General features: G+C 72.7%; 22 protein-coding genes, 1 tRNA gene and 1 pseudogene. 8 read left to right on the forward strand and 16 right to left on the reverse strand.

The window, feature by feature from the left end; genetic code table 11:
• Positions 1 to 15: 15 nt before the first annotated feature.
• The 7 genes from pknB to OC439_RS07785 are packed head-to-tail and all read right to left on the reverse strand — an operon-like array spanning position 16 to position 8,969.
• On the reverse strand, positions 16 to 1,851 hold the full coding sequence (gene pknB, locus OC439_RS07755; RefSeq protein WP_262012850.1) for a Stk1 family PASTA domain-containing Ser/Thr kinase: 1,836 nt from the start codon (positions 1,849 to 1,851) through the stop codon (positions 16 to 18).
• Positions 1,848 to 3,230: a serine/threonine-protein kinase gene (locus OC439_RS07760; RefSeq protein ID WP_262012851.1), complete on the reverse strand. Its 1,383-nt coding sequence runs from the start codon at positions 3,228 to 3,230 to the stop codon at positions 1,848 to 1,850. Before OC439_RS07760 ends, pknB begins: the two co-directional genes overlap by 4 nt.
• Before the next feature lies 1 nt (position 3,231).
• Positions 3,232 to 4,740: a peptidoglycan D,D-transpeptidase FtsI family protein gene (locus tag OC439_RS07765; protein ID WP_262012852.1), complete on the reverse strand. Its 1,509-nt coding sequence runs from the start codon at positions 4,738 to 4,740 to the stop codon at positions 3,232 to 3,234.
• Positions 4,737 to 6,227 (reverse strand): FtsW/RodA/SpoVE family cell cycle protein, encoded by a 1,491-nt coding sequence (locus OC439_RS07770; protein WP_410054897.1) that lies wholly within the window; start codon positions 6,225 to 6,227, stop codon positions 4,737 to 4,739. Before OC439_RS07770 ends, OC439_RS07765 begins: the two co-directional genes overlap by 4 nt.
• A gap of 28 nt (positions 6,228 to 6,255) precedes the next feature.
• Positions 6,256 to 7,692 carry a protein phosphatase 2C domain-containing protein gene (locus tag OC439_RS07775; RefSeq protein WP_262012853.1) on the reverse strand — a complete coding sequence of 479 codons (1,437 nt, stop codon included), beginning with the start codon at positions 7,690 to 7,692 and terminating at the stop codon, positions 6,256 to 6,258.
• Positions 7,689 to 8,174, reverse strand: a complete 486-nt coding sequence (locus tag OC439_RS07780; RefSeq protein ID WP_128138039.1) for an FHA domain-containing protein — start codon at positions 8,172 to 8,174, stop codon at positions 7,689 to 7,691. Before OC439_RS07780 ends, OC439_RS07775 begins: the two co-directional genes overlap by 4 nt.
• Before the next feature lie 6 nt (positions 8,175 to 8,180).
• The gene (locus OC439_RS07785; RefSeq protein ID WP_026267912.1) at positions 8,181 to 8,969 is read right to left on the reverse strand and encodes an FhaA domain-containing protein; all 789 of its coding nucleotides are present in this window, start codon (positions 8,967 to 8,969) and stop codon (positions 8,181 to 8,183) included.
• A gap of 209 nt (positions 8,970 to 9,178) precedes the next feature.
• On the opposite strand from OC439_RS07785, the gene OC439_RS07790 reads away from it, so the two are divergent.
• The 4 genes from OC439_RS07790 to OC439_RS07805 all read left to right on the forward strand — a co-directional run bounded on the left by OC439_RS07790 (position 9,179) and on the right by OC439_RS07805 (position 11,941).
• Positions 9,179 to 9,264 (forward strand) — tRNA-Leu (locus OC439_RS07790).
• A 71-nt stretch (positions 9,265 to 9,335) separates the two neighbouring features.
• The gene (locus tag OC439_RS07795; protein WP_262012854.1) at positions 9,336 to 10,445 is read left to right on the forward strand and encodes an NAD-dependent epimerase/dehydratase family protein; all 1,110 of its coding nucleotides are present in this window, start codon (positions 9,336 to 9,338) and stop codon (positions 10,443 to 10,445) included.
• Positions 10,442 to 11,248, forward strand: coding sequence for a WecB/TagA/CpsF family glycosyltransferase (locus OC439_RS07800; RefSeq protein WP_262012855.1), 807 nt, complete (start codon positions 10,442 to 10,444; stop codon positions 11,246 to 11,248). The genes OC439_RS07795 and OC439_RS07800 overlap by 4 nt, the downstream gene beginning before the upstream one ends.
• A gap of 90 nt (positions 11,249 to 11,338) precedes the next feature.
• Positions 11,339 to 11,941 carry a hypothetical protein gene (locus OC439_RS07805; protein ID WP_262012856.1) on the forward strand — a complete coding sequence of 201 codons (603 nt, stop codon included), beginning with the start codon at positions 11,339 to 11,341 and terminating at the stop codon, positions 11,939 to 11,941.
• On the opposite strand, the gene OC439_RS07810 is transcribed toward OC439_RS07805, so the two are convergent.
• The 3 genes from OC439_RS07810 to OC439_RS07820 all read right to left on the reverse strand — a co-directional run bounded on the left by OC439_RS07810 (position 11,909) and on the right by OC439_RS07820 (position 13,529).
• Positions 11,909 to 12,307 (reverse strand): hypothetical protein, encoded by a 399-nt coding sequence (locus OC439_RS07810; RefSeq protein ID WP_262012857.1) that lies wholly within the window; start codon positions 12,305 to 12,307, stop codon positions 11,909 to 11,911. The two genes, OC439_RS07805 and OC439_RS07810, sit on opposite strands and share 33 nt — an antisense overlap.
• A 149-nt stretch (positions 12,308 to 12,456) precedes the next feature.
• Positions 12,457 to 12,678 (reverse strand): DUF397 domain-containing protein, encoded by a 222-nt coding sequence (locus OC439_RS07815; RefSeq protein WP_013283299.1) that lies wholly within the window; start codon positions 12,676 to 12,678, stop codon positions 12,457 to 12,459.
• Complete coding sequence (locus OC439_RS07820) at positions 12,648 to 13,529, reverse strand: helix-turn-helix domain-containing protein (protein ID WP_262012858.1); 882 nt, start codon at positions 13,527 to 13,529, stop codon at positions 12,648 to 12,650. The genes OC439_RS07815 and OC439_RS07820 overlap by 31 nt, the downstream gene beginning before the upstream one ends.
• A gap of 732 nt (positions 13,530 to 14,261) precedes the next feature.
• Here OC439_RS07820 and OC439_RS07825 point away from each other — a divergent pair.
• Together OC439_RS07825 and OC439_RS07830 are read left to right on the forward strand one after the other, a co-directional pair.
• Positions 14,262 to 14,549: a hypothetical protein gene (locus OC439_RS07825; RefSeq protein ID WP_018785581.1), complete on the forward strand. Its 288-nt coding sequence runs from the start codon at positions 14,262 to 14,264 to the stop codon at positions 14,547 to 14,549.
• A gap of 98 nt (positions 14,550 to 14,647) precedes the next feature.
• Positions 14,648 to 15,127, forward strand: coding sequence for a hypothetical protein (locus tag OC439_RS07830; RefSeq protein WP_262013020.1), 480 nt, complete (start codon positions 14,648 to 14,650; stop codon positions 15,125 to 15,127).
• A gap of 61 nt (positions 15,128 to 15,188) precedes the next feature.
• On the opposite strand, the gene OC439_RS07835 is transcribed toward OC439_RS07830, so the two are convergent.
• Positions 15,189 to 16,025: a PASTA domain-containing protein gene (locus OC439_RS07835; protein WP_262012859.1), complete on the reverse strand. Its 837-nt coding sequence runs from the start codon at positions 16,023 to 16,025 to the stop codon at positions 15,189 to 15,191.
• Between the two features lie 97 nt (positions 16,026 to 16,122).
• Positions 16,123 to 16,794: a PASTA domain-containing protein gene (locus tag OC439_RS07840; RefSeq protein ID WP_262012860.1), complete on the reverse strand. Its 672-nt coding sequence runs from the start codon at positions 16,792 to 16,794 to the stop codon at positions 16,123 to 16,125.
• A 103-nt stretch (positions 16,795 to 16,897) separates the two neighbouring features.
• Between OC439_RS07840 and OC439_RS07845 the strand changes: the two are divergent.
• Positions 16,898 to 18,050, forward strand: a pseudogene (locus OC439_RS07845) (hypothetical protein); the annotation flags it as partial.
• 449 nt (positions 18,051 to 18,499) lie between these two features.
• Here OC439_RS07845 and OC439_RS07850 read toward each other — a convergent pair.
• A complete protein-coding gene (locus tag OC439_RS07850; protein WP_262012861.1) occupies positions 18,500 to 19,978 on the reverse strand; it encodes a glutamate--cysteine ligase in 1,479 nt (492 codons plus the stop codon).
• Positions 19,979 to 20,232: 254 nt separating this feature from the next.
• Positions 20,233 to 20,814, reverse strand: a complete 582-nt coding sequence (locus OC439_RS07855; RefSeq protein ID WP_262012862.1) for a YceI family protein — start codon at positions 20,812 to 20,814, stop codon at positions 20,233 to 20,235.
• A gap of 101 nt (positions 20,815 to 20,915) precedes the next feature.
• Between OC439_RS07855 and OC439_RS07860 the strand changes: the two genes are divergently transcribed.
• A complete protein-coding gene (locus OC439_RS07860; protein WP_194800242.1) occupies positions 20,916 to 21,407 on the forward strand; it encodes a MarR family winged helix-turn-helix transcriptional regulator in 492 nt (163 codons plus the stop codon).
• A gap of 268 nt (positions 21,408 to 21,675) precedes the next feature.
• On the opposite strand, the gene OC439_RS07865 is transcribed toward OC439_RS07860, so the two are convergent.
• Together OC439_RS07865 and OC439_RS07870 are read right to left on the reverse strand one after the other, a co-directional pair.
• Entirely contained in the window at positions 21,676 to 24,207 is a 2,532-nt protein-coding gene (locus tag OC439_RS07865) for an ATP-binding protein (RefSeq protein WP_262012863.1), read from the reverse strand.
• A 102-nt stretch (positions 24,208 to 24,309) separates the two neighbouring features.
• Positions 24,310 to 25,458, reverse strand: a complete 1,149-nt coding sequence (locus OC439_RS07870) for an acyl-CoA dehydrogenase family protein (protein WP_013283288.1) — start codon at positions 25,456 to 25,458, stop codon at positions 24,310 to 24,312.
• Positions 25,459 to 25,564: the final 106 nt, after the last annotated feature.

Genomic DNA, 25,564 nt, shown 5'->3' on the forward strand with positions numbered 1-25,564 from the left:
CGGTCGGTCAGGTGGTCAGCGGTCCGTGCGGGTCGGGGTCACCGGCGGGAACGGGAAGCCGCTGCCGCCGCCGTTGCCGCCGCCGTTGCCCGGCGTGCTCGGGGACGTGCTGGGGGAGCCGCTCGGCGTCGGGCTGGTCGGCTCCTCCTCACGCGGCACGTCGACCCGGATGGTCACCCGCTCGCCCTTGGCCAGGCTGGTCCCGGCGGCCGGCGACTGGCTGCTGACCTTGCCCGCCTCGGCCGGGTCGACCTCGTCGCCCTCCTGGACCCGGGCCACGTAGCCGGCCTCCTTGAGCCGCTGCTTCGCCTGGTCCTCGGTGTAACCGCGGACGTTCGGCACCTCGCTGACGTTGCCCCGGGAGACCTTGAGCGTCACCTTGCTGCCCTCGGCGACCGCACTGCCTTCCTTCGGCGAGACGTCGACGACCTGACCCTCCGGCAGGCTGCTGTTGACGTTCTCGCGCGCCGGGATCAGCCCGAGTTCGGTCAGACGGTCCTTCGCGGCGTCGTACGTGCCGCCCGTCAGGTTAGCGGGGATGGTCACCTGGCCCGGGCCGGTGCAGACGTTGACGGTGACCTCGGTGTCCTTCTCCACCCGCTGGCCGAACGACGGGCTCTGGTCGACCACCGAGCCCTTCTGGCAGTTGGTGTTCTGCACCGGGTCACCAGTGGCGAACCGCAGCCCGGCCTGGGTGAGCGCCGCCTGCGCCTCGGCCTGCGTACGGCCCACCACCTGCGGCACCGACACCTTCTCGTTGCCGGCCTGGTTGAGCCAGAGCGCCGTACCGAGTGCGATCACCGCGAGCACGCCGAGCGCGGCGAACGCGGCGATGACCCAGGACGAGGTCTTGCGCTTGCCCGGGTCACCGACCCGCGCCACCGGCTGCTGGCGGGTCTGCGGGCCCATCATCTGGGTCTGCTGCGCCTGGTGGTAGCCACCACCCGCGGCGGCACCCATCGGCATGGTCTCGTCGGCCGGCATCACCGGGGTGGCGAGCACCGGCCGGCCGGCGGCGGCGCGGAGCAGATCCGCCCGCATCTCGCCGGCGCTCTGGTAGCGGTTGAGCGGGTTCTTCGACAGCGCCTTGAGCACGATGGCGTCGACGGCGGGGTTGACGTCCGGGTTGATCGTGCTCGGCGTCGGCGGCTGCTCCCGTACGTGCTGGTACGCGACGCTGACCGGGCTGTCCCCGACGAACGGCGGGTGGCCGCAGAGCAGCTCGAACAGCACGCAGCCGGCCGCGTAGACGTCGGAGCGGGCGTCGACCGCCTCGCCGCGCGCCTGCTCCGGGGAGAGGTATTGCGCGGTGCCGATGACCGCGCTGGTCTGCGTCATCGTGGTGGCGCCGCTGGCCAGCGCCCGGGCGATGCCGAAGTCCATCACCTTGACCTGGCCGGTCTGGGTGAGCATCACGTTTCCGGGCTTGATGTCCCGGTGGATGATCCCGTGCCGGTGGCTGAACTCCAGCGCGGCGCACATGTCGGCGCAGATCTCCAGCGCCCGGCGCGGCTGGAGCCGCCCCTCGACGCCGAGAACCTCCTTGAGGGTCCGGCCGTTGACGAACTCCATCACGATGAACGGCAGGGTCTCGCCCGTGGGGGCGGTCTCCTCGCCGGTGTCGTAGACGGCGACGATCGCCGGGTGGTTGAGCGAGGCGGCGTTCTGCGCCTCACGGCGGAACCGCATCTGGAACGTGGCATCCCGGGCCAGATCGGTACGGAGCATCTTGATCGCGACATCCCGCCCGAGCCGGAGGTCACGGCCGCGGTGCACCTCGGCCATGCCGCCGTAGCCCAGCAGCTCGCCGACCTGATACCTGCCACCGAGCAGGCGGGCCTGCGCTGTCATCGCGTCTCTCGTCCTTCGCTCGTCGTCGTACCGCCGCCGGCCGACAGGAGGCGTACCTCACGACGGTACGACGTGCGGACCGGATAGTCGCCTCCGTACGCCCGCACCGCGCCGGTGGTCACGCTCACACTCGCCGGCGCGGCTGCGGTATCACCGTATTTCCGGTACAGGAACGAAATCACGCCCGAGCAGAGGATGACCAGCACGGCCACCACGATCGCCGTCGTCCAGAGCCCGGACCGGGAGCGCCGGGGCGGGGCGGCGGCGGGCGGTCGCGCGTACCCCAGGGGGTTGTGCTGAGGCATGGGGCGCGGCTGCGGGACGGGGGCCGCGCCGCGCGGCGCCACCGGCGGACGGGGCTGCGGGGCGGGGTGGGCGACCACTGCCGGGCGCGGCATGACCGGCGGGCGCGCCGGGGACACGGGCGGCCGGGGCTGTGGGTGCGGGACGGCGGCCGGCGGCTGCGGGCGCGGAACGGCGGTCGGCACCTGCGCCCGCGCGACCGGCGCGGCGGGCGAGGCGGGTACGCCGGAGATCGGGTGCCCGACTCGGGCCGCCTGGGAGAGCGCGAGCTTGGCCTGCCGGGCGATGCTCGCCAGCGCGGCGGCGCTCGGCCAGCGGGCGGCCGGGTCCTTCGCCATGGCCCGCTCCACGATCGCCCGGACCTGCGGCGGGATGTCCGGCGGAAGCGCCCGCGGGGCGTCCCGCACGTGCTTCATGGCGATTTCGAGGGGGTTGTCCCCTTCGAACGGGCGGCGGCCGGCCAGGCACTGGTACGCGACCACGCCCAACGCGTAGACGTCCGAGGCAGGAGTGGCGACAGCCCCGGTGGCCTGCTCCGGCGAGATGTACGAGGCGGTGCCGAGCACCGAGCCGGCAGCGGTGAGCTGGCCGACCAGGTCCGAGCGGGCGATGCCGAAGTCGGTGAGCACGAGCGTGCCGTTCGGCCGGACCAGCAGGTTGCCGGGCTTCACGTCGCGGTGCACGATGCCCTTCTCGTGCGCCGCGTGCAACGCGTCGGCGGCCTGCGCCAGCAGCGCCATCGTGCGGGCCGGGGTGAGCCGGCCGACGCGACTGAGCGTGGCGGAGAGCGCGTCGCCCTCGACGTACTCCATCACCAGGAACGCGATGTGCTGGTCGCTGCCGAAGTCGTAGACGTCGACCACGCCGGGGTGGTTGATGGTGGCCATCGTCCGGGCCTCGCCGCGGAACCGCTCGGCGAAGCCCGGTTCGTCCAGCAGCGCCGGGAGCAGGCTCTTCACCGCGACGGTACGGCCCAGCACCTGGTCGGTGCCGCGCCACACGTCGCCCATGCCACCGCTGGCGATCCGCTCGTCGAGGCGGTAGCGGTTGCCGAGCTTGACTCCCGGACCGAGCACGTCAGCGCCTCCCGGAGTCGGCGATCGCCGCCGCCATGATCCGGCCGGCGATACGGGCCGCCTCGGCGCTGCCGCCGCTGCCCGCCTGCTCCAGCTCGACGCAGACCGCGGAGAGCGGTGTGCCGTCCTTGTCCAGCGCGAAGCCGATGAACCAGCCGTGGTCCGGGGTGTTCGGGCCGGACTGGGCGGTACCGGTCTTGCCGCCGACCACGAAGCCGTCGATGGCGGCCCGGCGGCCGGTGCCCTCCTTGACCACGTTCTGCATCATGTCGCGCAGGTCGGCGGCGACCTGGCCGCTGATCGGGCGGCGCAGCTCGCGCGGCTGGGCGGCGTCGTAGACGGTGGTGCGGTCCGGCCCGAGCAGCTGCTTGACCAGGTAGGGACGCATCTGCTTGCCGTCCTTGTTGGCCACCGCGGCGGCGATCATCGCGCCCTGCAACGGGGTCATCCGCACGTTGTTCTGGCCGATCGACGACTGCGCCAGCGCGGCCTGGTCGGTGCTGCCGTCCGGGTTCTGCATGTCACCGGTGCGGCTGGCCGCCACCGGCAGGCCGCCCTCACCGAGCTGCCCGACGGTGAGGTCCTCCTGCTCGAAGCCGAACTGCTTCGCCTTCTCCTTGACCTTGTCGGCGCCGAGGCGTACGCCGAGCTGGGCGAAGCCGGTGTTGCAGGACTCGGTCACCGCCTCCCGCAGCGTGACCTGCGACTCGGGGCAGATCGACGGCGCGGCGTTGCGGATCGGCTGGCCCGCGCCGGGCGCGGTGTAGCTGGAGCCGGCCGGGATGCGGGTCTGCTGCCCGACGCCGTTCTCCAGTGCCGCAGCGGCCATGATGATTTTGAAGGTGGAGCCCGGGGGCAGCGTCTCGGACAGCGCCCGGTTCGCCAGCGGCCGGTCCTTGTCCTTCTCCAGCGTGTTGTACGCCCGGTCCGCCTCGGTGCTGTCGTGGCTGGCCAGCGGGTTCGGGTCGAAGCTCGGCATGGAGACGAGCGCCTGCACCGCGCCGGTACGCGGGTCGATCGCGATGGCCGCGCCCTTCGTCGCGCCGACCTGGTTGTCGTTCAACTGCTTGAACGCCGTCTGCTGGGCCCCCTTGGAGAGCGTCAGCAGCACGTTGCCGCCACCGGTCTCGTCACCGGTGAACATGTCCTTGATCCGGCTGGCGATGAGCGCGTCGCTGGTGCCGGCCAGGAAGTCGTTCTCCACCCGCTCGATGCCGCTCGCGCTGCCGTTGACCGGCTTCCAGCCGAGCACGTGCGCGTACATCGCCCCACCCGGGTAGGTGCGCTGGTACTTCAGCTCACCACCGGTCTCCTTGCTGACCGCGTACGCGGTGCCGCCGACCTCGATGTTGCCGCGCTTGCGGTCGTACTCGGCGACCTGGACCCGGCCGTTGTAGTCGCTGTTGCGGTACTCGTCGGCCTTGTAGGCCTGGATCCAGTTCAGGTTCGCGAACAGCAGCCCGAACAGGACGATCACGACAACGCCGACGCGGCGCAGGGGGGCGTTCACGGCCGGATCACCTCCGTCGGGGCGCCGTGCAACTGCTCGGGCGGACCACCGGCCGGCCGGGCGGCCGGGCCACCGCCGCCGGTCACCGGGCGGCGGGCGCCGTCGGACACCCGCAGCAGCAGGGCGATCAGCAGCCAGTTCGCCATCAGCGACGAGCCACCGGCGGACAGGAACGGGGTGGTCTGGCCGGTCAGCGGGATGAGCTTGCTGATGCCGCCGACGATGACGAAGACCTGCAGGCCCAGCGTGAACGCCAGACCACCGGCGAGCAGCTTGCCGAACGAGTCCCGTACCGCCAGCGCGGCACGCAGGCCCCGCTCCACGATCAGCAGGTAGATCACCAGCAGCGCGGAGAGACCGAACAGGCCGATCTCCTCACCGATGCCGGCGAAGATGAAGTCGGTCTGCACCTCGGGCAGCAGCGCCGGCTGGCCGCCGCCCGGCCCGGCCCCGAACAGGCCGCCGGTGCCGAGCGTGAGCAGACCCTGCACCAGCTGGTAGCCCCTGTCGTACGGCTCGGCGAACGGGTCCAGCCAGATCTGCGCCCGGTCGTAGAAGTTCGCGAACGGGCCGCCCACGGTGCTGCCCAGCACGTACGCCAGGTAGGCGCCGCCGAAGAACAGGATCAGACCGATGAGCAGCCAGCTCACCCGCTCGGTGGCGATGTAGAGCGTCACCACGAACATGCCGAAGTAGAGCAGCGAGGTGCCCAGGTCCTTCTCGAAGATCAGGACCAGGAGGCTGACCAGCCACACCACGAGCACCGGGCCGAGGTCGCGCCCGCGCGGGAAGTCGATGCCCAGCACCCGCCGGCTCGCGAGCGAGAGCACCTCGCGCTTGCGCACCAGGTAGTAGGCGAAGAACGTGAGCAGCGCCAGCTTGGCGAACTCACCGGGCTGGATGGAGAACCCGCCGAACTTGATCCACAGCTTGGCGCCGTTGATCTCGGAGAACCGGCTGGGCAGCACCGCCGGGATCATCACCAGCACGATGCCGGCCAGGCCCAGCGTGTACGCGTACCGGGACAGCGAACGGTGGTCGCGCAGGATCGCCAGCAGAGCGGCGGCGAGCACCACCGCGGCGAGCGTCCAGGCGAGCTGCCGGCCGCCGGTACCGGCGAAGACCGCCAGGTCCTCCCGCTCGGCGGGCGTGGCCTTGGCCAGGTCGTATCGCCGCAGGAAGCCGACCCCGATGCCGTTGAGCAGCGCCACCGCGGGCAGCAGCGCCGGATCGGCGAACGGCGCCAGCCAGCGGATCACCAGGTGCAGGCCGAGGAAGACCAGCCCCAGCGCGGCGGCCGGGATCCAGAAGTCGGGCGTGATCGTGTCCAGCGCCTTCGCCTCGACCATCGCCGCGTACGCCGCCACGAGCACCATGGCGAGCAGGAGCAGGGACAGCTCGGCGTTACGCCGGGACCGGGCCAGGCGTACGCCGGACTGCTCGCCCGTCGAAGCGGGCGAGGCGGCCGGTACGGCGGCTGCGGTCACGGATACGTCCTCGGGATCGAGCCGACACTCACTCCGGCGACCGGCAACCCGCCGGGTCGGCCGGCGGAACGGTGTCGGAGGGTACGGCGTCGGGCGTGATGGTCGTCAGCGGCGTCGGCGCGCCGGGGCTCGGTGAGCCGGCCGGCGGAACGGACGGTGCGGGACTGCCGCTGGCCTGCGGGTTCAGCCCGCCCGCTGCCGGGCTCGGGCTGGTCGCACCGGGCGACGGGTCGGGCGGGCAGAGCGGCTTGAGGTTCGGGTTCGCCGGGTCGTCGCTGGTCAGCTCCGCCAGCCGGCGCTCCGCGTCCGGCTCGTTGCGGGCCTGGATGCCCTGCTTCACCCGCTCCTGGGCGGCGAGGGTGAGGTCGTCGAGCCGGGCCTCACTGCGCTCGTGCACGTTCGACAGGTCCAGTCCGGCGACCTGGCCGGGCACCCCGCGGAAGACGGCCAGCTGGCCGTCGTCGGTGGCGCCGACGTAGAACTGCCGCTGGGTGTACGTCCACCCGCCGAACGCGCCACCGCCGACGATCACCGCGAGTGCCAGCACCATGGCGACGGTACGCAGCGGCCGGCGACGGCCCCGCTCCGGCTCGTCGTCGCGGTTGTCCGCCGGCTCCTCCGGCGCGGGTGGCCGGGGGGCGGACAGCGCCGAGGCGCGGGCCGCCGGGGTGGAGTCGTCGGCCGAGGTCGCCATGCCCCGGTCGCGGGCGGCGGCGCCGCCGACGATCGGGGACGCCTCGACGATGTCCTGGTCGGTGGCGTCGGCGATGATCACCGTGATGTTGTCCGGGCCGCCGCCGCGCAGCGCGAGCTGCACCAGGCGTTCCACGCACCGCTGCGGGTCGGGGTACTCCCGCATGGTGTCCGCGATGGTCTCCGCGCTGACCACGCCGGAGAGCCCGTCGGAGCAGATCAGGTAGCGGTCGCCGGGCAGCACCTGGCGGACGCTGTACTCCGGGTCGATGTCGCGGCCGTCGAGCGCCCGGGTGAGCAGCGAGCGCTGGGGGTGGCTGCTCGCCTCCTCCGCGCTGATCCGGCCCTCGTCGACGAGCATCTGGACGTACGTGTCGTCCTTGGTGATCTGCGCGAACTCACCGTTGCGCAGGAGATAGGCCCGGGAGTCACCGATGTGGACCATGCCGAGCTTGCTGCCGGAGAAGAGGGTCGCGGTGAGCGTCGTGCCCATCCCCTCCAGCTGCGGGTTGGCGTCCACGGTGTCGCGGAGCTGCTGGTTGGCGGTGCCCACGGCGGAGCGGAGCGCGTCGACCAGGGCGTCACCGGGGACGTCCTCGTCGAGCGGCGCCATGGCACCGATGACGATGTTGCTGGCGACGTCACCGGCGGCCATGCCGCCCATGCCGTCGGCCACGGCGAGCAGCCGCGGTCCGGCGTAGACGGAATCCTGGTTGCCGTCTCGGATCAGACCGCGGTCGCTGTGGGCCGCGTAGCGCAGGGTCAGAGTCATGGCCGTAATTCGAGGGAAGTGCGGCCGATCCGGATCGGCACGCCGAGGGGGACGGGGGTTGGTCCGGTGACCTTAGCGCGATCGAGATAGGTGCCGTTAGTCGATCCGAGGTCCTCGACGTACCACTGCCCGTCGCGGGGCACCAGCCGGGCGTGTCGCGCCGAGGCGTAGTCGTCGGTGATCACCAGGGTCGAGTCCTCCGCCCGGCCGATGGTGATCTGGGCCTCTCCGAGCGTGATCCGGGTGCCGGCGAGCTGACCGGCGGTGACCACCAACTGGTGGGCGGCCCGGCCGCGCTTGGCCTTCGCCGGCTTCCCCGGCTGCCCGGTCGACGCGCCGATCCCCCGCGGCGCGGCCACCAGCTTGCCCGACCGGGCACCGGCGAAGAGGTCCCGGCGGATCACGCCGACCACCGTGAACACGAAGATCCACAGCAGGATGAGGAACCCGAACCGGGCGACGGTGATGACCAGTTCCGGCAACGCGGGTCAGCCGTCCACGCGGAAGGTCAGCGTCGTGGTGCCGAGCTGGATCATGTCGCCGGGGTTGAGGGCGACCGCCGAGACCCGCTGGCCGTTGACCATCGTGCCGTTGGTGGAGCCCAGGTCGGTCAGCACCACCTGGCCGCCGTCGAAGTCCAGCCGGGCGTGGCGCCGGGAGATGCCGACGTCGGGCAGGCGCAGGTTGGCCTGGTCGCCGCGGCCGATCACGGTCGAGCCCATCTGGAGCGGGTAGGTGCGGCCGTCGCCGGAGACCAGGCGGACGTTGCGGCCACCGCCGTGACCGGGCGGAGGGCCGTAGCCGCCACCCTGGTCGTACGCCGGGTACGCCGGGCCGGCGTCGTAGCCGCCGGGCGCGGAGACCGGGGCGACGTCGCCGCCGGTGTAGACCTCGGCGGTGACCCGGAACATGCCGGTGTCCAGGCCCTCACCGCGTTCGACCTCGACGATCACGTCGCCGTAGACCGTCCACGCCTGCTCGCCGATGAACTCGGCCTGCGACTGGGCCAGCTCCTGGGCCAGCGCGGCAGCGTACGGCGCCAGCCGACTGTGGTCGTAGGGCGAGAGATCGATCACGTAGCGGTTGGGCACAAGGGTGCGCCCACCGGCCAGGATCGCCTTGTGCGCCTCGGCCTCCCGCTGCATGGCGTTGAGGATCTCCACGGGGTGGACCACCCCTTTGAAGACCTTGGCGAAGGCCCCCTCGACCAGGCCTTCCAGACGCTTCTCGAAGCGTTGCAGCACGCTCACCGGCTCCTCCTCGGGTCCCGAGGCAATGATGGTATCCGGACACCGCCTCCGCAGCTCACACGCCGCTCGGCCGGCTGCCGTCGGCCCGTTCGTGACCAGGCCCGCGAGCGTGCTAAAGTTTCGCCCGCCACGAGCGGTGATCGTTCGTGGCGTGGCCAGTGGACAGCGTAATATGTCCCGGCACCCGCCGCAGATGGCGGGCGCGGGATGCGATATGGTGTTCCGGGTCGTGCCACGGGGATGTGGCGGAATGGCAGACGCGCACGGTTCAGGTCCGTGTGTCCGAAAGGACGTGGGGGTTCAACTCCCCCCATCCCCACCAGAACAAGGGCTCCGCACACAGCGGGGCCCTTGCTTCGTATCGGGGCGTTCCGGACGTCACGCTATGCTCCGATGGTTTCCCTGCCTCCCACGGACCAGGAGTGGCGTGTGACTGTCGCGTTGGTGACCGGTTCCGGCGGTCTGATCGGCTCCGAGGCGGCCCGGCACTTCGCCGGACTCGGTCTCGACGTGGTCGGCATCGACAACGACATGCGGCGGTACTTCTTCGGTGAGGACGGCTCGACCGCCTGGAGCCTCGACCGGCTCGCCGCCGACCTCGGCTCCGCGTACACCCACCACGCCGTCGACATCCGCGACCGCGACGGGCTGGAGCAGGTCTTCAAGCGGTACGGCAGGGACATCGCCGTGGTGATCCACAGCGCCGCCCAGCCGAGCCACGACTGGGCCGCCAAGGAGCCGTTCACCGACTTCGACGTGAACGCCGGCGGCACGCTCAACGTGCTGGAGAACACCCGGCGGCACGCGATCGACGCGCCGTTCATCCACTGCTCCACCAACAAGGTGTACGGCGACCGGCCGAACTCGCTCCCGCTGATCGAGCTGGAGACCCGCTACGAGCTGCCCGAGGACCACCGCTGGTACGACGGCATCACCGAGGACATGTCGATCGACGAGTCGCTGCACTCGATCTTCGGCGCCTCGAAGGTCGCCTCCGACGTGATGGTCCAGGAGTACGGCCGCTACTTCGACATGAAGACCGCCTGCTTCCGGGGCGGCACGCTGACCGGCCCGGCGCACTCCGCCGCCGAACTGCACGGCTTCCTGGCGTACCTGATGCGCTGCGTGATGGAGGGCCGGACGTACAACCTCTTCGGCTACAAGGGGAAGATGGTCCGGGACGCGATCCACTCGCACGACGTGCTGACCGCGTTCGAGGCGTTCTTCCGTGAGCCGCGCTCGGCTCAGGTCTACAACCTCGGCGGCGGCCGGCACTCCAACACCTCGCACATCGAGGCGTTCCGGGTCGCCCAGGAGATCACCGGCCGCGAGGCCCGGATCAACTACGTCGAGCAGGCCCGCACCGGCGACCACCAGTGGTACGTCAGCAGCATGGCCCGCTTCGAGGAGCACTACCCCTCCTGGAAGATCACGTACGACGTGCCGATGATCCTGCGCGAGATCTACGAGGCGAACGTCGACAAGTGGGTGCCGAAGGCATGACCACCGGGACCAAGCGCAACGTGCTCGGCGTCGGGGTCGACGCCACCGACTACGCCCGGGCCACCGAGGCCGTCGTGGCGGCCGCGCACGAACGCCGCCCGCTGGCGCTGACCGCGCTCGCCGTGCACGGCGTGATGACCGGCGTGCTCGACCCGGCGCACAACGCCCGGCTCAACTCGTTCGACGTGGTCACCCCCGACGGGCAGCCGGTGCGCTGGGCACTCAACCTGCTGCACGGCGCCGGGCTCACCGACCGCGTCTACGGCCCGGAGCTGACGCTGCGGGTGCTCGCCCGGTTCGCGGAGGAAGGGCTGCCGGTCTACCTCTACGGCTCCACCGAGGAGACGCTGTCCCGGCTCGTCCCGGCGCTGGAGAGCAAGTTCCCCGCGCTGAAGATCGCCGGGGTCGAACCGTCCAAGTTCCGCGCCGTCACGCCCGGCGAGGACGCCGAGATCGCCGACCGGATCCGGGCCAGCGGCGCCCGCCTCGTCCTGGTCGGGCTCGGCTGCCCGCGCCAGGAGGTCTTCGCGTACGCCATGCGCCCGCTGCTGGAAATGCCGCTGATGGCTGTCGGCGCGGCCTTCGACTACCACGCCGGCCTGCTGCGCAACCCGCCACCGTGGATGCAGCGCGCCGGGCTGGAGTGGTTCTGGCGGCTCGGCCTGGAACCCAAGCGTCTGTGGCGCCGGTACGTCATCCTCAACCCGGCCTACCTGGCCCGGCTCGCCGCCCAGAAGACCGGCCTGTGGAAGGCCACCCCGCCGGCGCCGGCCACCGGGCGTCCCGCCACGTTCGACGTCTGAGCCGCCCCTACCCCTACGGGCCCGGGTACGGGGCGAACCGGGGTGCCGTCCCGGATTCGCCGAACGTCGAAACGGGCAAGGCTAGGGGGCATGGATGACCGTCTCGCCGTACTGCTTCCCGTCGCCGCCGTCTGGCTCGCCGCCGGACTGGTCGCGGAGGGCCTGCCCGGGCTCGACCGCGCCCGCGCGCTGCGCCGGCGTACCGGATGGTTGTCCGCCCTGGTGCTGACCGGCCTCGCGCTCACCGCGGCGGTCCTCGCCGCGGGCCTGCAGAGCGCCGGCGACACCACTGTGGACCGGGCCGCCGCCGCACTCGGCCTCGCGGCCGTACCGGCAGCGGTGGTGGCGGTCTGCACGGTACGGCGGGTCCGGCGGCTGCGGTCCGGTGCGGGCGCGTTCGCGGCGGCGCCGGGCACCCCCGCCCCGCACGGGCTGCGCGCGGCGGCGGCGCACCCGCTGATCGCGCTGCCGCTCCAGGCGACGGCGATCGCGGCGCTGGTGGCGGTGCTGCCGGCGGCCGGGGTCGACCTGTTCGCCGCGCCGGGCGTCGCCGGCCCGGCGATCACCGTCGGGGTGCTCGGCGTGTGCGCGATCGGAGTACGCCACGCGCTGCGGCACAACCGGCTCGCCGAGCGGGCGACGCCGGCCGCCGAGGCGGTGTCAGCGCGACCGGCTCGCGCCCTGCACGTATAGCAGCTCCAGGATCGCGCGGGTCGCCTCGAACCAGCGGTCCAGCCAGCCGGGCGGAGGCACGCTGCCCTTCGGGGGCAGCTCCATCAGCAGGCCGCGCAGCAGCGGGTGGTCCACCAGGGACTCCTGCTGCTCGACCGGCCAGCCGCTCGGCGGGAAGGACGGCTCGGTCAGCGGGTTGGGGTCCAGCGACGGCAGGGACAGCGGCGCCGCGGCCTGCTCGGGGACGCCACCCTCGCGGGCGTCGTCGCCGTCACCGGAGACCACCTCGGTGAGGACGGTGTCCCGGCGGGCACCCCGGTACTTGCCACCGAACCGCTCGGGCTTGCCCGGGCCGCTGGTGAGGTTCTCTGAACCGATCGTCGTCATCCGTCTCGCCTGCCTTGTTCGGTTGCCGATCCGTGCGGTTCAACGAGGCGGATCGGAACTGGCGACGGGTGGCCGCCGCTACGCGGGTACGCGGACACGAATGGTCCCGCCCGGCGGCGCTGCCGGGCGGGACCACATCTCGGTGCCGGTCAGCTCCGGCCGAACACGCCGTTCCGGGCGCGGGCGACGAAGGCGTGCCAGTCACCCGGAGCGAAGACCAGGGCCGGGCCGGTCTTGTCCTTCGAGTCCCGCACTCCGACCGCCCCGGTCACGTACGCGACCTCGACGCAGTTGTCGCAGTTCGGCCCGCTCTTCGAGCTCTTGAACCACGTCGCCTGCGTCAGGTCCACGGGGAACTCCTTGGTCGCCATTTCCACAGTGGCTCCTCTGCCAGTTTCGCGATGTGTGCGACGGACTCCTCCGGGCGCATGGCCGCTGCTCGAATGTGATCGAAGATGAAGCTGTACTTCTGCAGTTCGTCACTCTTCTCCAGGAAGAGTCCACCCGTGGCGTTCTCCGCGTACACGACATCGGGATCACTCGGCTCGGGGAAGCTGAGGATCGTGAAGGTCCCGTCCATGCCGGCGTGCGCTCCCACCTCGAAGGGCAGGACCTGCACTGTCACGTTCGGCAGTTCGGCCACCTCCACCAACCGCTTGAGCTGACCACGCATCACCGCGTCGCCGCCAACCGGCCGGCTCAGCACCGCCTCATCGAGCACCACCCACAGATCGACCGGATCGTCCTGCGTCAACAACGACTGACGGCCCAGACGGACACGCACCCGCGTGTCGACCTGTTCGTCGGTGAAGTCCGGCCGGGCCGCCCGGATCATCGCGCTCGCGTACTCCTCGGTTTCCAGCAGGCCCGGCACCACCTGCTGCTCGTACGCCCGGATGGAGCTGGCCGCCGCCTCCAGGCCGACGTACGCGCCGACGAGCACCGTGCTGTACGGATGCCACCAGCCCTTCTGCCGGGCCTCCCGGGCGATCTGCACCAGCTCGTCGCTCTCCGCGCCGACGACGCCGTAGATGCGGAGCATGTCGCGGACGTCGCGCGGGGTCGCCGTGGTGTGGCCGGTCTCGATCCGGGAGATCTTCGACGCGGAGCACTCCAGCTGCTCGGCGACGACTTCGATGGTGATGCCCGCCGCCTCCCGCTGCCGGCGGAGTTCCGCACCCAGCCGGCGCCGCCGGATGGTGGGGCTGCGCCTTTCCGTCACGGAGTCTCCTCGGCTCGCGACTGCGGGGCTCGCAGGACCGGCTCACTCCTCGCGCTCACGGCATCCCCTCAGTTCGCGACTGCGGGGCTCGCAGGACCGGCTCACTCCTCGCGCTCACGGTGCCGTCCATCGGATTGCGGGACCACGCTTCACAGTCACCCGGCTACCTCCGGTCGGTCGCGCCCCGGTGCGGCTCCCACCGCGGGCGCGACCGGCGAGCGGCGGGTGTCGTTCGCGGCAGGGGTGGTGCCGGTCGTCGACCGGCCGCGACGGGCGAAACCGGCGTCCAGTGTGCCGCTCCGATACCTGACGCTTCAAGTATCGCCGTTTGCGTGTCCGACTCACCTATCAGCAAAACTCGACGTGCAACTTGCATGTCGCACGCCCCTGATGCAGTCTGTCCGTATGGCACGGGTTACTCACCGTCTTCGCTTGATCTCCGGGCGTGGTGACACCACGGTCCGTGGGACGGCCGGAGGGGAGCCGTCCCGCGCCGTGCGACCTGCCCCGGAATGAAGACCCCGTCGCTGCACGCCAGTTTGGCTGCGGCGGCGGGAGCGGTAACCGGGAGCAGCCGGGTGATGGTCGGGTGGCGGTCCGCCACCGTGGGTACGGCCCGACCAGCACCGACCCACCGACCGCCGGTCCACGAGGCAGACCCCCCGTCACCGGACCGCACCCGACCTCGTTCAGCCTCGCCGGCCCCGCCGGCCGACCCTCCCAGGAGCCCATGTGCTTCCCCGCTCCGGTGACGTACTGCACGTGACTCGCGCGGCGAGTGTCCAGTTCCTCCGACCGATCATGTTCCGGGTGATCCGGGTGCTCGACTGGCCGACCTACGACGGTTGGCTCTGGCTCGACGGCTACGAGTTGAACGCGGCGGGGGACGCGGTCAACCGGAGGTCGATCTTCGTACTCCAGGAGGGGTTGCGGCAGCTCCAGGCCGCGCCGGCTCCGCGTCAGCACACCGTGCGGACGGCCCGTCGCCCGGTGGTCCGGACCCCGGTCCGGGTCGGCTGACCTGACGATTCCCGGCCGGGAGGGCGTGCCGTCGCCATAGAATCGGTACGCCCACCCCGGCACGTTCCACCCCGCGCGCCATGGACCCTGAACCTGGGATGGTCATGGTCAACTTGCCCGCCGCGCGCCGGCACCACCGGTCCCGTATCGGCTATGCCCTCGGGCTCTTCCTCTTCCTCGTCACCGCGACCGCCCTCGCGCTCGCGGTCCGTCATCCCGCCTTCTCCGCCACCCAGCAGCTCGCCGAGCCCGTACCGGCACCGGAGATCACGGTGGCCGGCGAGGACGGCCGGACGGACTCCGACGCGGCCACGACCGATACGGCCGATTCCGATACGGCCCACTCGGATGCCGCCGATTCCGATGCGATCGACGACGAGGACGGCGAGGCCGCCGACCCGCCGGGAGAGGACGACGACCGGGCCTCGGGTACCGGGGGCGGGGAGGGTGCGCTCGCCGAGCGGCCCACCGGCGCCACCGACGACCTCAGCCGGTCGCTGTTCTACTCCGGGCTGCTCGGGCTCGCCATCTCACTGGCCGGGCTGGGTCTGGTCGGCACCCGCAGACGCCAGTGGTGAGTCAGGCGTGGCGGTGGCCGGCCAGAGCCTCGCGGTGATCGTCAGGGCGTCTCGGTGATCGTCAGGGCGTCGTGGTCGTCGCCGGGGCGGAGCCCGGGGTGCTCGGGCCGCTCGTCGGTGGCGCGGGTACCGCCACCACGATCGTGACCCGGTCGTCCTCGCCCACCGGGTAACCGGCCTCGGGATCGGTGGAGATCACCGTACCGGCCGGGCGGTCCGACGCCCGTCGCTGCACCCGGTAGTCCAGGTCCAGCCGGTCGAGCGCCGCCCGGGCCGCGGCCTCCGGCAGCCCCACCAGCGGCGGCATCGGCACCTCGACCGGGGCGGTCGTGGCCGGCGGCGTACTCGGCGGTGAACTGCTCGGCGCGGCACTGGTCGGGGCGGCCGAGGTCGGGGCGGCGCTCGTCTGCGCCGAGATGCTCGGTACCGGCGGGCCCGGATCGGAGTTCCGGTCGGCGGCACGCAACGCCAGCCACACCCCCACCCCGATCAACCCGAGCAGGAGCAGCGCCAGGATGCCCAGCAGGATCGGCATCCACCAGCGGCGCCCGGCCTGCTCGTCGCCGTAGTACTCGCCGCCGGGCTCGGGGTAGCCGGCCGGACGCGGTGGAGGTACGCCGGCACGCCCGGACCAGGCACCCACCGGTTCCTGCGGGGCGGTCGCGTCGAGCGGACGGCGCGGCCCGCCCGGCCCTTCCGGGCCTACCTGTCCTGCCGGGCCGCCGGGCAACTGACGGGTGGCGTCGCCCGCGTTCCGCGGCATCGCGCGGGTCGCCTCCACGTCTTCCTCGCCCGCGTTCCTCGGCAGCGCCCGGGTCGCGTCCGCGTCCGGCTCGGGGGGCAGCGCCCGGGTGGCGTCCGCGTCCCCGGCGGGTGGTTCCTGACGGTCGTCGCTCATGGCACGTCCTTTCCCCACCGGGACGGGGCGCACGGCCCTCGATCGTCCACCGTAGCGGGCCACGGCGACACCGGCCGGGATCAGCGCGCCGCGCCGGTCAGAGAGTCGGCGACGGGGAGACCGTCGGCGGCGTGGACGCCCGGTCGCCGCAGGTGAGGGTCACCTGGTCGTTCCACCGGGCGGTACTGCCGGCCACCGGCACCTGTGCCGTGACCGGACCCTGGCGGCCGGTGGCGTACCGGGGATAGAGGCCCGCCTCCACCAGATCGTCTGCCGCGTCGGAGCAGGACAGCGTGCCCACGTCCGGCACGCTCACGGCCGGCGCCGGCCCGGAGACCCACACCGTGACAGTGGTGCCGCGCTTCACCGGAGTGCCGGGGCCCGGTGAGGCGCGCTCCACGGTGCGTCCGCTGCCCGTACCGAAGACCAGCCGCCAACCGAGGCGGCGCTCGCGCAGGTCCCGGCGGGCCTGCTCAAAGTCGACGCCCACCACCTCGGGCACGGTGAGCCCGGCCGGGGCGCTGGTGCGCGTACCGGATGGTGGGGCGGCTGTGGTCGGCGGTGCCGTGGTCGCGGAGGCCGATGTGGACGCGGCGGCGGGCGGAGCGGAGTCGCCGGGCCCGGCCGAGCGCTCCGGCTCACCGGCAAGGATCCACCCGACGCTGGCGCCGATCACGGCCAGCAGGACCACTGCCACACCACCACCGAGGAGCAGCCTGCCCCGCCCCGGCCCGGTGCCGTCGCCCGCCGGTTGCCGCTCGTCCGTCATGCTCCCCGCCCCGATCATCGACGACCGTATCCGTTGCTCACAGACGGTCACGGCCAGTCGTTACGACTCGCCGCGCCGACCACGGGACGTTACGCTCCCCGGCATGGTCAGACGGGGCTGGGGAGGATCGACAGCCGCCGCGCTCGGCGTCGCCGCCGGCGCGGGCGCCGCGCAGCTCGGTTTCGGGTACGGGCTGGGCATCATCAACTGGGTGCCGGACGGCGCGGTACGGGCCGAGGCGGCCTGGGTGGCGAGCCTCGCCTGGGCGACCTGGATCGCGGCGACATCGGTCATCGTCGGTGCGGTCTGCGCCCAGCGCCTGCGTGGTGGCGACGACGAGTCGCCGGGCACGCTGCCCCGGCTCGGCCTGGCGCTCGCCGCGGGTGTCGGCGCTATCGTCACCGTCCTGCTGGTGGCGGTACCCGCGCGGGCGGCCCGGGTGCCGGACGTCTCCTCGCCGCAGGCCGTCGCCGCCGCGTACGCGGGCGCAGGGCTGGTGCTCGGCGTACTGCTCGCCGTCTGGGCGCTGCACACCCGTGCCGCCGCCACCAACCTGATCGCCACCACCGGCTGGCTCTGGCTGCTCGCCGTGGTGTCGGTGGTCGACGGGGTGATCGCCGGCCGTGGCCTGACCACCGCCCAGCTCGGCATCTGGCAGATCAGCGCGGACCGTGGCGCGTTCTGGATCCGCGACTACTTCTACTGGCCCGGTGCGCTGCTGTCGGTGCTCTCCGCATTGGTGATCGGCCTGGTGGCGGCCCGTCGAGCCGCCCGCGCACCGGAGATCCGGGTCGGTGCGGCAGCCTCCGGGGCGGCCGGACCGCTGCTCGTCGCGCTGGCGTACCTGCTCGCCGTGCCGCGCCTGGCCGGGATCGCCGCGGAGCAGTTGTCGGCCCACCTGATCGCCCCGTACGCGGTCATCGCCGGCGTCGGCGGCTCGATGGTGATGGCCGCGCTGGCCCAGCGTGCCGAGCGCCGGAGCGCCGAGCGGGTGACACTGCCCCGGCAGCGCACCGGCGAGCCGGACGAGATCAGCGGGGATGCCTCGCCCGCCACCGCGGAGCCGGACGGGCCGGACGGGCCGTTGCCCGGCAGCTCGACGTCGGGCCGATCAGGCGCGGCGCCATCGAAGCGGGCGGGCACCTCGACGGTGAGCGTGTCGGATTCGGCCTTGTCAGACGCGTCGGCGTCGGATCGGTCCGCGTCGGGTCGATCCGCGTCGGGCCGGTCGGCCGCGGATCGGTCGGCGTCGGATCTCGCCGACCGGGCCACCGGGCTGGACGCGGAGCCGAACGTGTCGGCCGGTTCGCTCCGGGATGCGGCAGTGGACGACGAGCCGGGCGTGGCGTCCGGCCGGACGGAGACGGATCGGGGACGTGCCACCCGGTCCACCACCGGCCGCCGGGGTAGGGCCGTGCCGCCGCAGCGGCAACCCGAGTCACCCACGCAGGCCGGCTCGCACGACAAGGGTTCACCCGCCGACGAGCCGAACCCGCGAAGCGCGACGGACGACTCCTCGTCCCCGACCGCCTCGCCGGGCCAGACCGGTTCGACGGACCAGGCCGACCCGCCGCCGCCCACCGAGACCACCCGCCGCCGGGGTCGCTGAGGCCCCACCCGCCCGGCCCGCACGTCACCTCGGCCGCTGAGCCACCCGCACACCCGCATCGAGGCGCGGATCGCAGGGGCGAGGGCGGCAGGGGGACTAGTCGACCGGCCAAGTGTGGACGGGCTCGTTGCCGCGCTGGAGTTCGGCGTACCGCTGGACCATGTGGTGCAGCGCGGCCTCCCGGTCCAGCCCCCGGTTCCGCTCGGCCGTCCACACCGTCTCGGTCTGCCAGACCGCGCCGTTGCGGCCGGTACGGCAGCGGCCCTCGATCACGCCGAGCAGGCGGTCCCGTTCGGCCGGGGCGACGCCGAACCGGTCCAGCCCCTGCGCGGCCACCGGCAGCAGCGTGTCGAGCACGAGCGTGGTCACCGCCACGTCGCCGAGCCGGGGCCAGTGCAGGACCGCCTCGATGCCGCGCCGGGCGGCGGCGTGGAAGTTCTCCTCCGCCGAGCTGAACGTCAGCTGGCTCCAAATCGGACGGTCCGACTCGGCGAGGCCGCGGGCCAGCCCGAAGTAGAACGCCGCGTTTGCGAGCATGTCCACCACCGTCGGGCCGGCGGGCAGCACGCGGTTCTCCACCCGCAGGTGCGGGCGGTCGTTCATGATGTCGTAGACCGGCCGGTTCCAGCGGTAGACGGTGCCGTTGTGCAGCCGCAGCTCACCGAGTTTGGGCACACCACCGGCGTGCAGCACCTCGACCGGGTCCTCCTCCTCGCAGATGGGCAGCAGCGGGGGGAAGTAGCGGACGTTCTCCTCGAACAGGTCGAAGATCGAGGTGATCCAGCGCTCGCCGAACCACACGCGGGGGCGTACGCCCTGGGCCTTCAGCTCGTCCGGGCGAGTGTCGGTGGCCTGCTGGAACAACGCGATCCGGGTCTCCGCCCAGAGCTGCCGGCCGTAGAGGAACGGCGAGTTGGCGCCGACGGCGACCTGCACGCCGGCGATGGCCTGGGAGGCGTTCCAGTAGTCGGCGAAGCTGTCCGGCGCGACCTGGAGGTGGAACTGGAGGCTGGTGCAGGCGGCCTCCGGCGCGATCGAGTCGGTGTGCGTACGCAGCCGCTCGACGCCGTTGATGTCCAGCTCGATGTCCTCGCCGCGGGCGCCGACGATCTGGTCGTTGAGGACGCGGTACCGCTCGTTGGTGGAGAGGTTGTCGGCGACCAGGTGGCGTTCGGTGAGCGTGGGCAGGATGCCGACCATCATGATCGTCGCGTCGGACTTGGCGGCCCGCTCGTCGGCGCGGCTGAGGCTGCTGCGCAGATCCTGCTCGTAGTCGGCGAAGCCGCTGCCCTCGATGAGCCGGGGCGAGGCGTTCAGTTCGAGGTTGAACTGCCCCAGCTCGGTCTGGAACAGCGGGTCGGCGATGTCGGCGAGGATCTGGTCGTTGCGCATGGCCGGTTCGGCGGCGGCGTCGATCAGGTTCAGCTCGATCTCCAGCCCGGTCATCGGGCGGTCGGCGTCGAAGCCGAAGTCGTCGAGCATCAGCGCGAACACGTCCAGGCACCGTCGGACCTTCTGCCGGTAGCGGACCCGGTCCTCGCGGGAGAAGGCGCCCTGCTCGACGTCTGTGCCCATGTGTCCTCCCGGCGCTGGTGCGACGGAACCGTACCGTTCCGCAACGCATTGTGAACCATTCGCGTGGTGGGCGTAAGTGCGCCCACCCCGCCACCCGGCTGGACGGGCGGCAGGTCTGCACCTGTACCCCGTCGCGGCCGTCACCAGCGCGTCGGTGCGGAGAACTTCGCGTGACGATTCGCACCGCCGGGGCGTACGCGAGAAGGGCCCGCACCGTCGGCGGACGGTGCGGGCCCTGCGGGCCGGTGCCGGGCTCAGCCCTGGCGGATGGCCTCGCCCTCGATCTCGATCTTGACCTTGCGGCCGACCAGGACGCCGCCGGTCTCCAGCGCCACGTTCCAGGTCAGACCGAAGTCCTCCCGGTCGATCTCGGTGGAGGCGGAGAAGCCGAAGATGTCCTGGCCGAACGGGCTGCGGCCGACGCCCTCGAACTCCACCTCGAGCTCGACCTGACGGGTCACGCCCTTGATGGTCAGCTCGCCGACGAGCACGAACTCGTTGCCGTCGCGGGACTTCACCTCGGTGCTGCGGAACTCCAGCGTCGGGAACTGCTCCGCGTCGAGGAACTCGGGGCTGCGCAGGTGCGCGTCGCGGTCCGCCTGGGCGGTGTTGATGCTGGCCGCCTGGATGCTGGCGGTGACCGTGGACTGCATCGGGTCGTCGGCGACGGTGATGGTGGCGGTGGCGTCGGCGAACTCACCGCGTACCTTGCTGACCATCATGTGCCGCGCGACGAAGCCGACACGCTTGTGCGCGGCGTCCAGCACGTAGGTGCCGGGAGCGGGGATGGTGAGACCCTCCCAGTCGCGGGTAGTCGGCTCGGTGCTGCTGGTCATGATGCTCTCCTCCGGAGAAGAATGTTTAGGAGCCCAACGACTGACTGAGCAACTATAGTCACAGCAATATTCCCCGTGTCAAGTGTTGCTAGGATGGTGGCGTGGACCAGAACGTGTTCGACGACCCCCGGATCACTGCCGTCGGCCTGCTCGTCGAGGCGCACGCCGGGCTCGCCGCCCGGTTCGCCGCCCAGTTCGAGGAGCACGGCCTCTCCCCGGTCGAGTTCGAGGTGCTGACCCGACTCGCCCGCTCACCCAACAACCAGCTGCGGATGACCGACCTGGCCGCGCAGACCTCGCTCTCCACCAGCGGCGTGACCCGCGTGGTGGACCGGATGGAACGGGACGGGCTGATCTGCCGGCGCGCCTGCCCGTCCGACCGGCGCAGCTCCTTCGCGGTGGTCACCACTGCCGGGCTCGGCCGCCTGGACGACGTCCTGCCCGGTCACCTGAAGATCATCGAGCAGTGGTTCACCAGCCAGCTCGACCCGGCACAGCTCGACGGGCTGCTGGACGGGCTGCGCCGGGTACGCGACGCGGTTCATCCGGGTGCCACCGCCGGCAGCACCGAACCGGCCGAGGACGCCGCCTGACCGGCCGCGCTCTGCCGTCGGCTACCCACCGGTCACCGGCAGAATGACCGGCAGAACCGCCCCGACGGCCGGACAAAGCGGTCCACATATTCATGAATCGGTCGTCCGACCTCGGTAGTCTTCCGGCAGCGGGGGGCACCGGGGGGTGCTGGCGCGAGCGTGGAGCGAGGGGCAGCACCAGGGGGCTACTTCGCTCGCGCCACCCCCGCGCCCTCCGCCTCCCTGTGCCCGGCCGACCGGCCTGCGACCGCCGCGGCGTCGACGACGTTCATCGCCGCCGTCGGGCCGAAAGGGAGAACAGCAACTCCTCCTCCTGCGGCAGCAGGCTGACGCCTGTCACCCGCCGCGCCGCGTCCAGCCGGCCCAGCACGGCCGGGTCGGCGGTGCTGACCGCCAGCCCCACCAGCGCCTCCACCAGATCCCGCCGGTCGGCGACACCCTCCGCCGCGTCGGCGGCCGCGGCGAACCACTCCGCCGCCACCTCCCGGTCTCCCCGGTGCAGCGCCACGTGCCCCTCGATCAACCCGCGCAACGCGTCCTCGGTGCGCACGTCCCCACCCGAGCCGGGCAGGTCGAGCATCTCCACAGCCGGTGGCCGGCGCCGGCCCGGCACCGCACCGGACGGCCACAGCTCGGCCACTGTGGCCAGCGCCTCGTCCGTGCGCCCGGCGTGGGCGAGCGCCAGCCCGACCGCGCCGATCGTCCGGCGCCGCCGCCCCGGATCGCCCAGCTCCGCGAGCGCGGCCGCCACCCGGCGCCCCTGCTCGGCCGCCTCGGCGTACCGGCCCTCAAGGCGGGTCAGCTCGGCCTGATCGGCCCGCGCCAGCACACGCAGGCGCTGGTCACCGCACTGTGCCGCCAGGCGGTCGACGGTGGCCAGCCGCCGCCGGGCGCCGGCCAGCCGAGCTTCGCGTACGTCGTGCCAGGTCAGGTGCGCCTGGGCGACGGCCATCTCACGTACCCGGTGGTGCCGGGTGGCCGCCGCGAGCGCGGCCTCGGCCTGCTCGCGGGCCTCGTCGTGCGCGCCGAGCCCGGGCAGGAGCGCGCAGAGCACGGACCGGGCGGACAGTTCGCCCGTCACGTCGCCCGCCTCGGTGAAGACGACCAGGGCGGCCCGCACGCCCGGAAGTTCCTCCGCGCCCGCGCCGTGCTCGGCGGCGAGCCGGGCCGCGCCGAGCATGGCCCAGGCGCGCAGCGTGGGCCGGGCACCGGCGGTACGCGGATCGGCCAGCAGTTCCCGCAGCCGGCGCCGGCCGGAGACGTCCCGTCCGCGCAGCCGCCACCAGCGGGGCAGGGAGGCGGCGAGCAGGAGCGCCGTCTCGGGCGCGTGCTCGGCGGCGTACGCCAGCGCGGCGGTGATGTCGCTCGTCGCCTCGTCGAGCACGCGCACCGCGCCGGACATCCGCGGACCCACCAGCCCCGGCGCGGTGCGGTGGACCAGCCCGGCGACCACCGCGGCGTGCCGCATCCGGATACGGGCGGCCTCGCCGTCGGCGTCGGCCTGCTCCGCGGCGAAGTCACGGACCGCGTCGAGCAGGCGGAACCGGAACGGGCCGGTGCCCCGGACACTCAGCAGGCCCAGTTCGCGCAGCCGGTCCAGCATCGGCGCGGCGTCCCACCGCCGGCCGCCGTCGGCGAGCAGATCCTCGGCCAGCTCGACCGACCAGCGGTTACGGAACGCTGACAGCCGCCGCAGCGCCGCCCGGTCGGCGGGCGCGAGCAGGCGATAGCTGGTCGCCACCGCGTCGCGCAGCGTCACCGTACCGGCGGACGGGCCGGCGGGTTCCCAGCCGGGGCGTCCGCCGGTCAGGTCCAGAACACGGTCACCGTAGCGGTCGAGCAGCTCGGTGACGTCGAGGATGCGTCCCCGTGCCGCCATCAGCTCGATGGCGAGCGGCAGTCCGCCGAGCCGGCGCACGAGCGCGGCGAGCGCCGGCAGCTCGACCGGCGTCGGCGGTTCCGGGCGGACCTGGGCGAGCCGCGCGGCGAACAGCGCCGCCGCCGGCCAGCGGTCCAGGTCGGCCCGGTCGGCGGGTACGACGCCGGCGGGCGGTACGTCGAGCGGCGCGACCGGCCGGACCAGTTCGCCGGGCAGGCCGACCGGCCGGCGGCCGGTGACAAGCACCCGTAGCGTCGGCACGGCGGCGGTCAGGACGCGCAGCGCCTCGGCCACCGCCTCCGGCGCCCGGTCGACGGCGTCGACGAGCAGCAGCGCCCGCCGGTCGCCGATCCGGCAGGACAGGTCGGCCAGCCGGTTCACACCGAACATCGACGCCGACGCGGCGAGCACGTCCGGGGTGTCCGAGCCCTCGCCCACGAGCACCCCGGCCACGCCCGCCGGGTGCCGGGCCGCCACCGCGTGCGCGACGGTGACGGCGAGCGCGGTCTTCCCCACGCCCGCGAGTCCCACCAGGCTGACCACCGGGTACGCGTCGAGCAGGCCGGACACCTCCGCCACGTCCCGCTCGCGGCCGAGCAGCGGTACGGGCTGCGGCAGCGCCACCGGCGGATCGTCGGTGCCGGGGCCGGAAGGGCGGGACGCCGCCGGCCGGGCGGTGTCGACAAACTCCCGCCGCTCGTCCCCGCTCAGGCCGAGCGCGTCGGCCAGCAGGTCGACAGTGGTGCGCTGGGGCCGTACGGCCCGTCCTCGTTCCAGATCGCGGACCGTCCGTACGCCAACGCCGGCCCGGCCCGCCAGCTCGGCCTGGGTCAGGCCGACGGCGAGCCGGTGCCCGCGCAGCAGATCGGACAGACCGGTACGACCGTCTGTGCCCCGCGCACGGTCATGATCCGGAGTCATGGGCACGAAGATTACGGATGGACTCCGACGCTCCACAGCCCATCGTCAACCACCCGACCGTCCACTGCCGATATCCGACAGGGCACGGTGTGGGTGCCGTCCTCACATGCCGAGGTCGCGCGCGATGATCATGCGCTGCACCTCGCTGGTGCCCTCGCCGATCTCCAGGATCTTGGAGTCCCGCCAGAAGCGGGCCACCGGGTACTCGTTCATGAAGCCGTACCCGCCGTGGATCTGCGTCGCCTCGCGGGCGTTGTCCACGGCGACGGTGGAGGCGTGCAGCTTGGCGATCGCCGCCTGACGCTTGAACGGCTCACCGGCGAGCATCCGGGCGGCCGCGTCGTAGTAGGCCAGGCGGGCCGTGTGCGCCTTCATCTCCATATCCGCGATCTTGAACTGGATGGCCTGGTAGTTGCCGATCGGCTGACCGAACGCCTGGCGCTCCTTGGCGTACTTGATCGACTCGTCCACGCAGCCCTGGGCCAGGCCGACGGCGAGCGCCGCGATGGCGATCCGGCCCTCGTCCAGGATGCGCAGGAACTGGGCGAAGCCCCGGCCGCGCTCGCCGAGCAGGTTGGCCGCCGGCACCCGGCAGTCGTCGAACGTCAGCTCGTGGGTGTCCGAGGCGTTCCAGCCCACCTTCGAGTAGCCGGGCGCCACGGTGAAGCCGGGCGTACCCGACGGCACGATGATCGTGGACAGCTCCTTGCCGCCGTCCGGCCGCGTACCGGTGACGGCGGTGACGGTGACCAGCGCGGTGATGTCGGTGCCGGAGTTGGTGATGAACGCCTTCGAGCCGTTTATGACCCACTCGTCGCCGTCCAGGACCGCGCGCGTCCGGGTGCCGCCCGCGTCCGACCCGGTGCCCGGCTCGGTGAGCCCGAACCCGGCCAGCGCCTCACCGCTGAGCAGCTTCGGCAGCCACTGCGCCTTTTGCTCCTCGGTGCCGAACCGGTAGATCGGCATCGCGCCGAGCGACACCGCCGCCTCCAGCGTGATGGCCACGCTGGAGTCCACCCGGGCCAGCTCCTCCAACGCGAGGCAGAGCGCGAAGTAGTCGCCGCCCATGCCGCCGTGCTCCTCCGCGAACGGCAGCCCGAACAGGCCCATCTTGCCCATCTGACGGACGATCTCGTACGGGAAGGTGTGCTGCTCGTAGTGCTCGGCGATGGTGGGCGCCACCACCTCGCGGGCGAATTCCCGGACGCTCTCCCGCAGCGCCTGCTGTTCCTCGTCGAGCCGGAAGTCCATGTCGATCCTCCTGGAAAGGGCGGGCCGCCGGGCGCTCGTGACGCCGAGAGCGGCTGAAGCGTTAGGAGGGGCCCCTTTACATGCACCAGGCGTTAAGAGGGGGCCC

Origin of the sequence: Micromonospora sp. Mcm103 (genome assembly GCF_024519755.1) — a bacterium.
Classification (GTDB): Bacteria; Actinomycetota; Actinomycetes; order Mycobacteriales; family Micromonosporaceae; genus Micromonospora; species Micromonospora aurantiaca.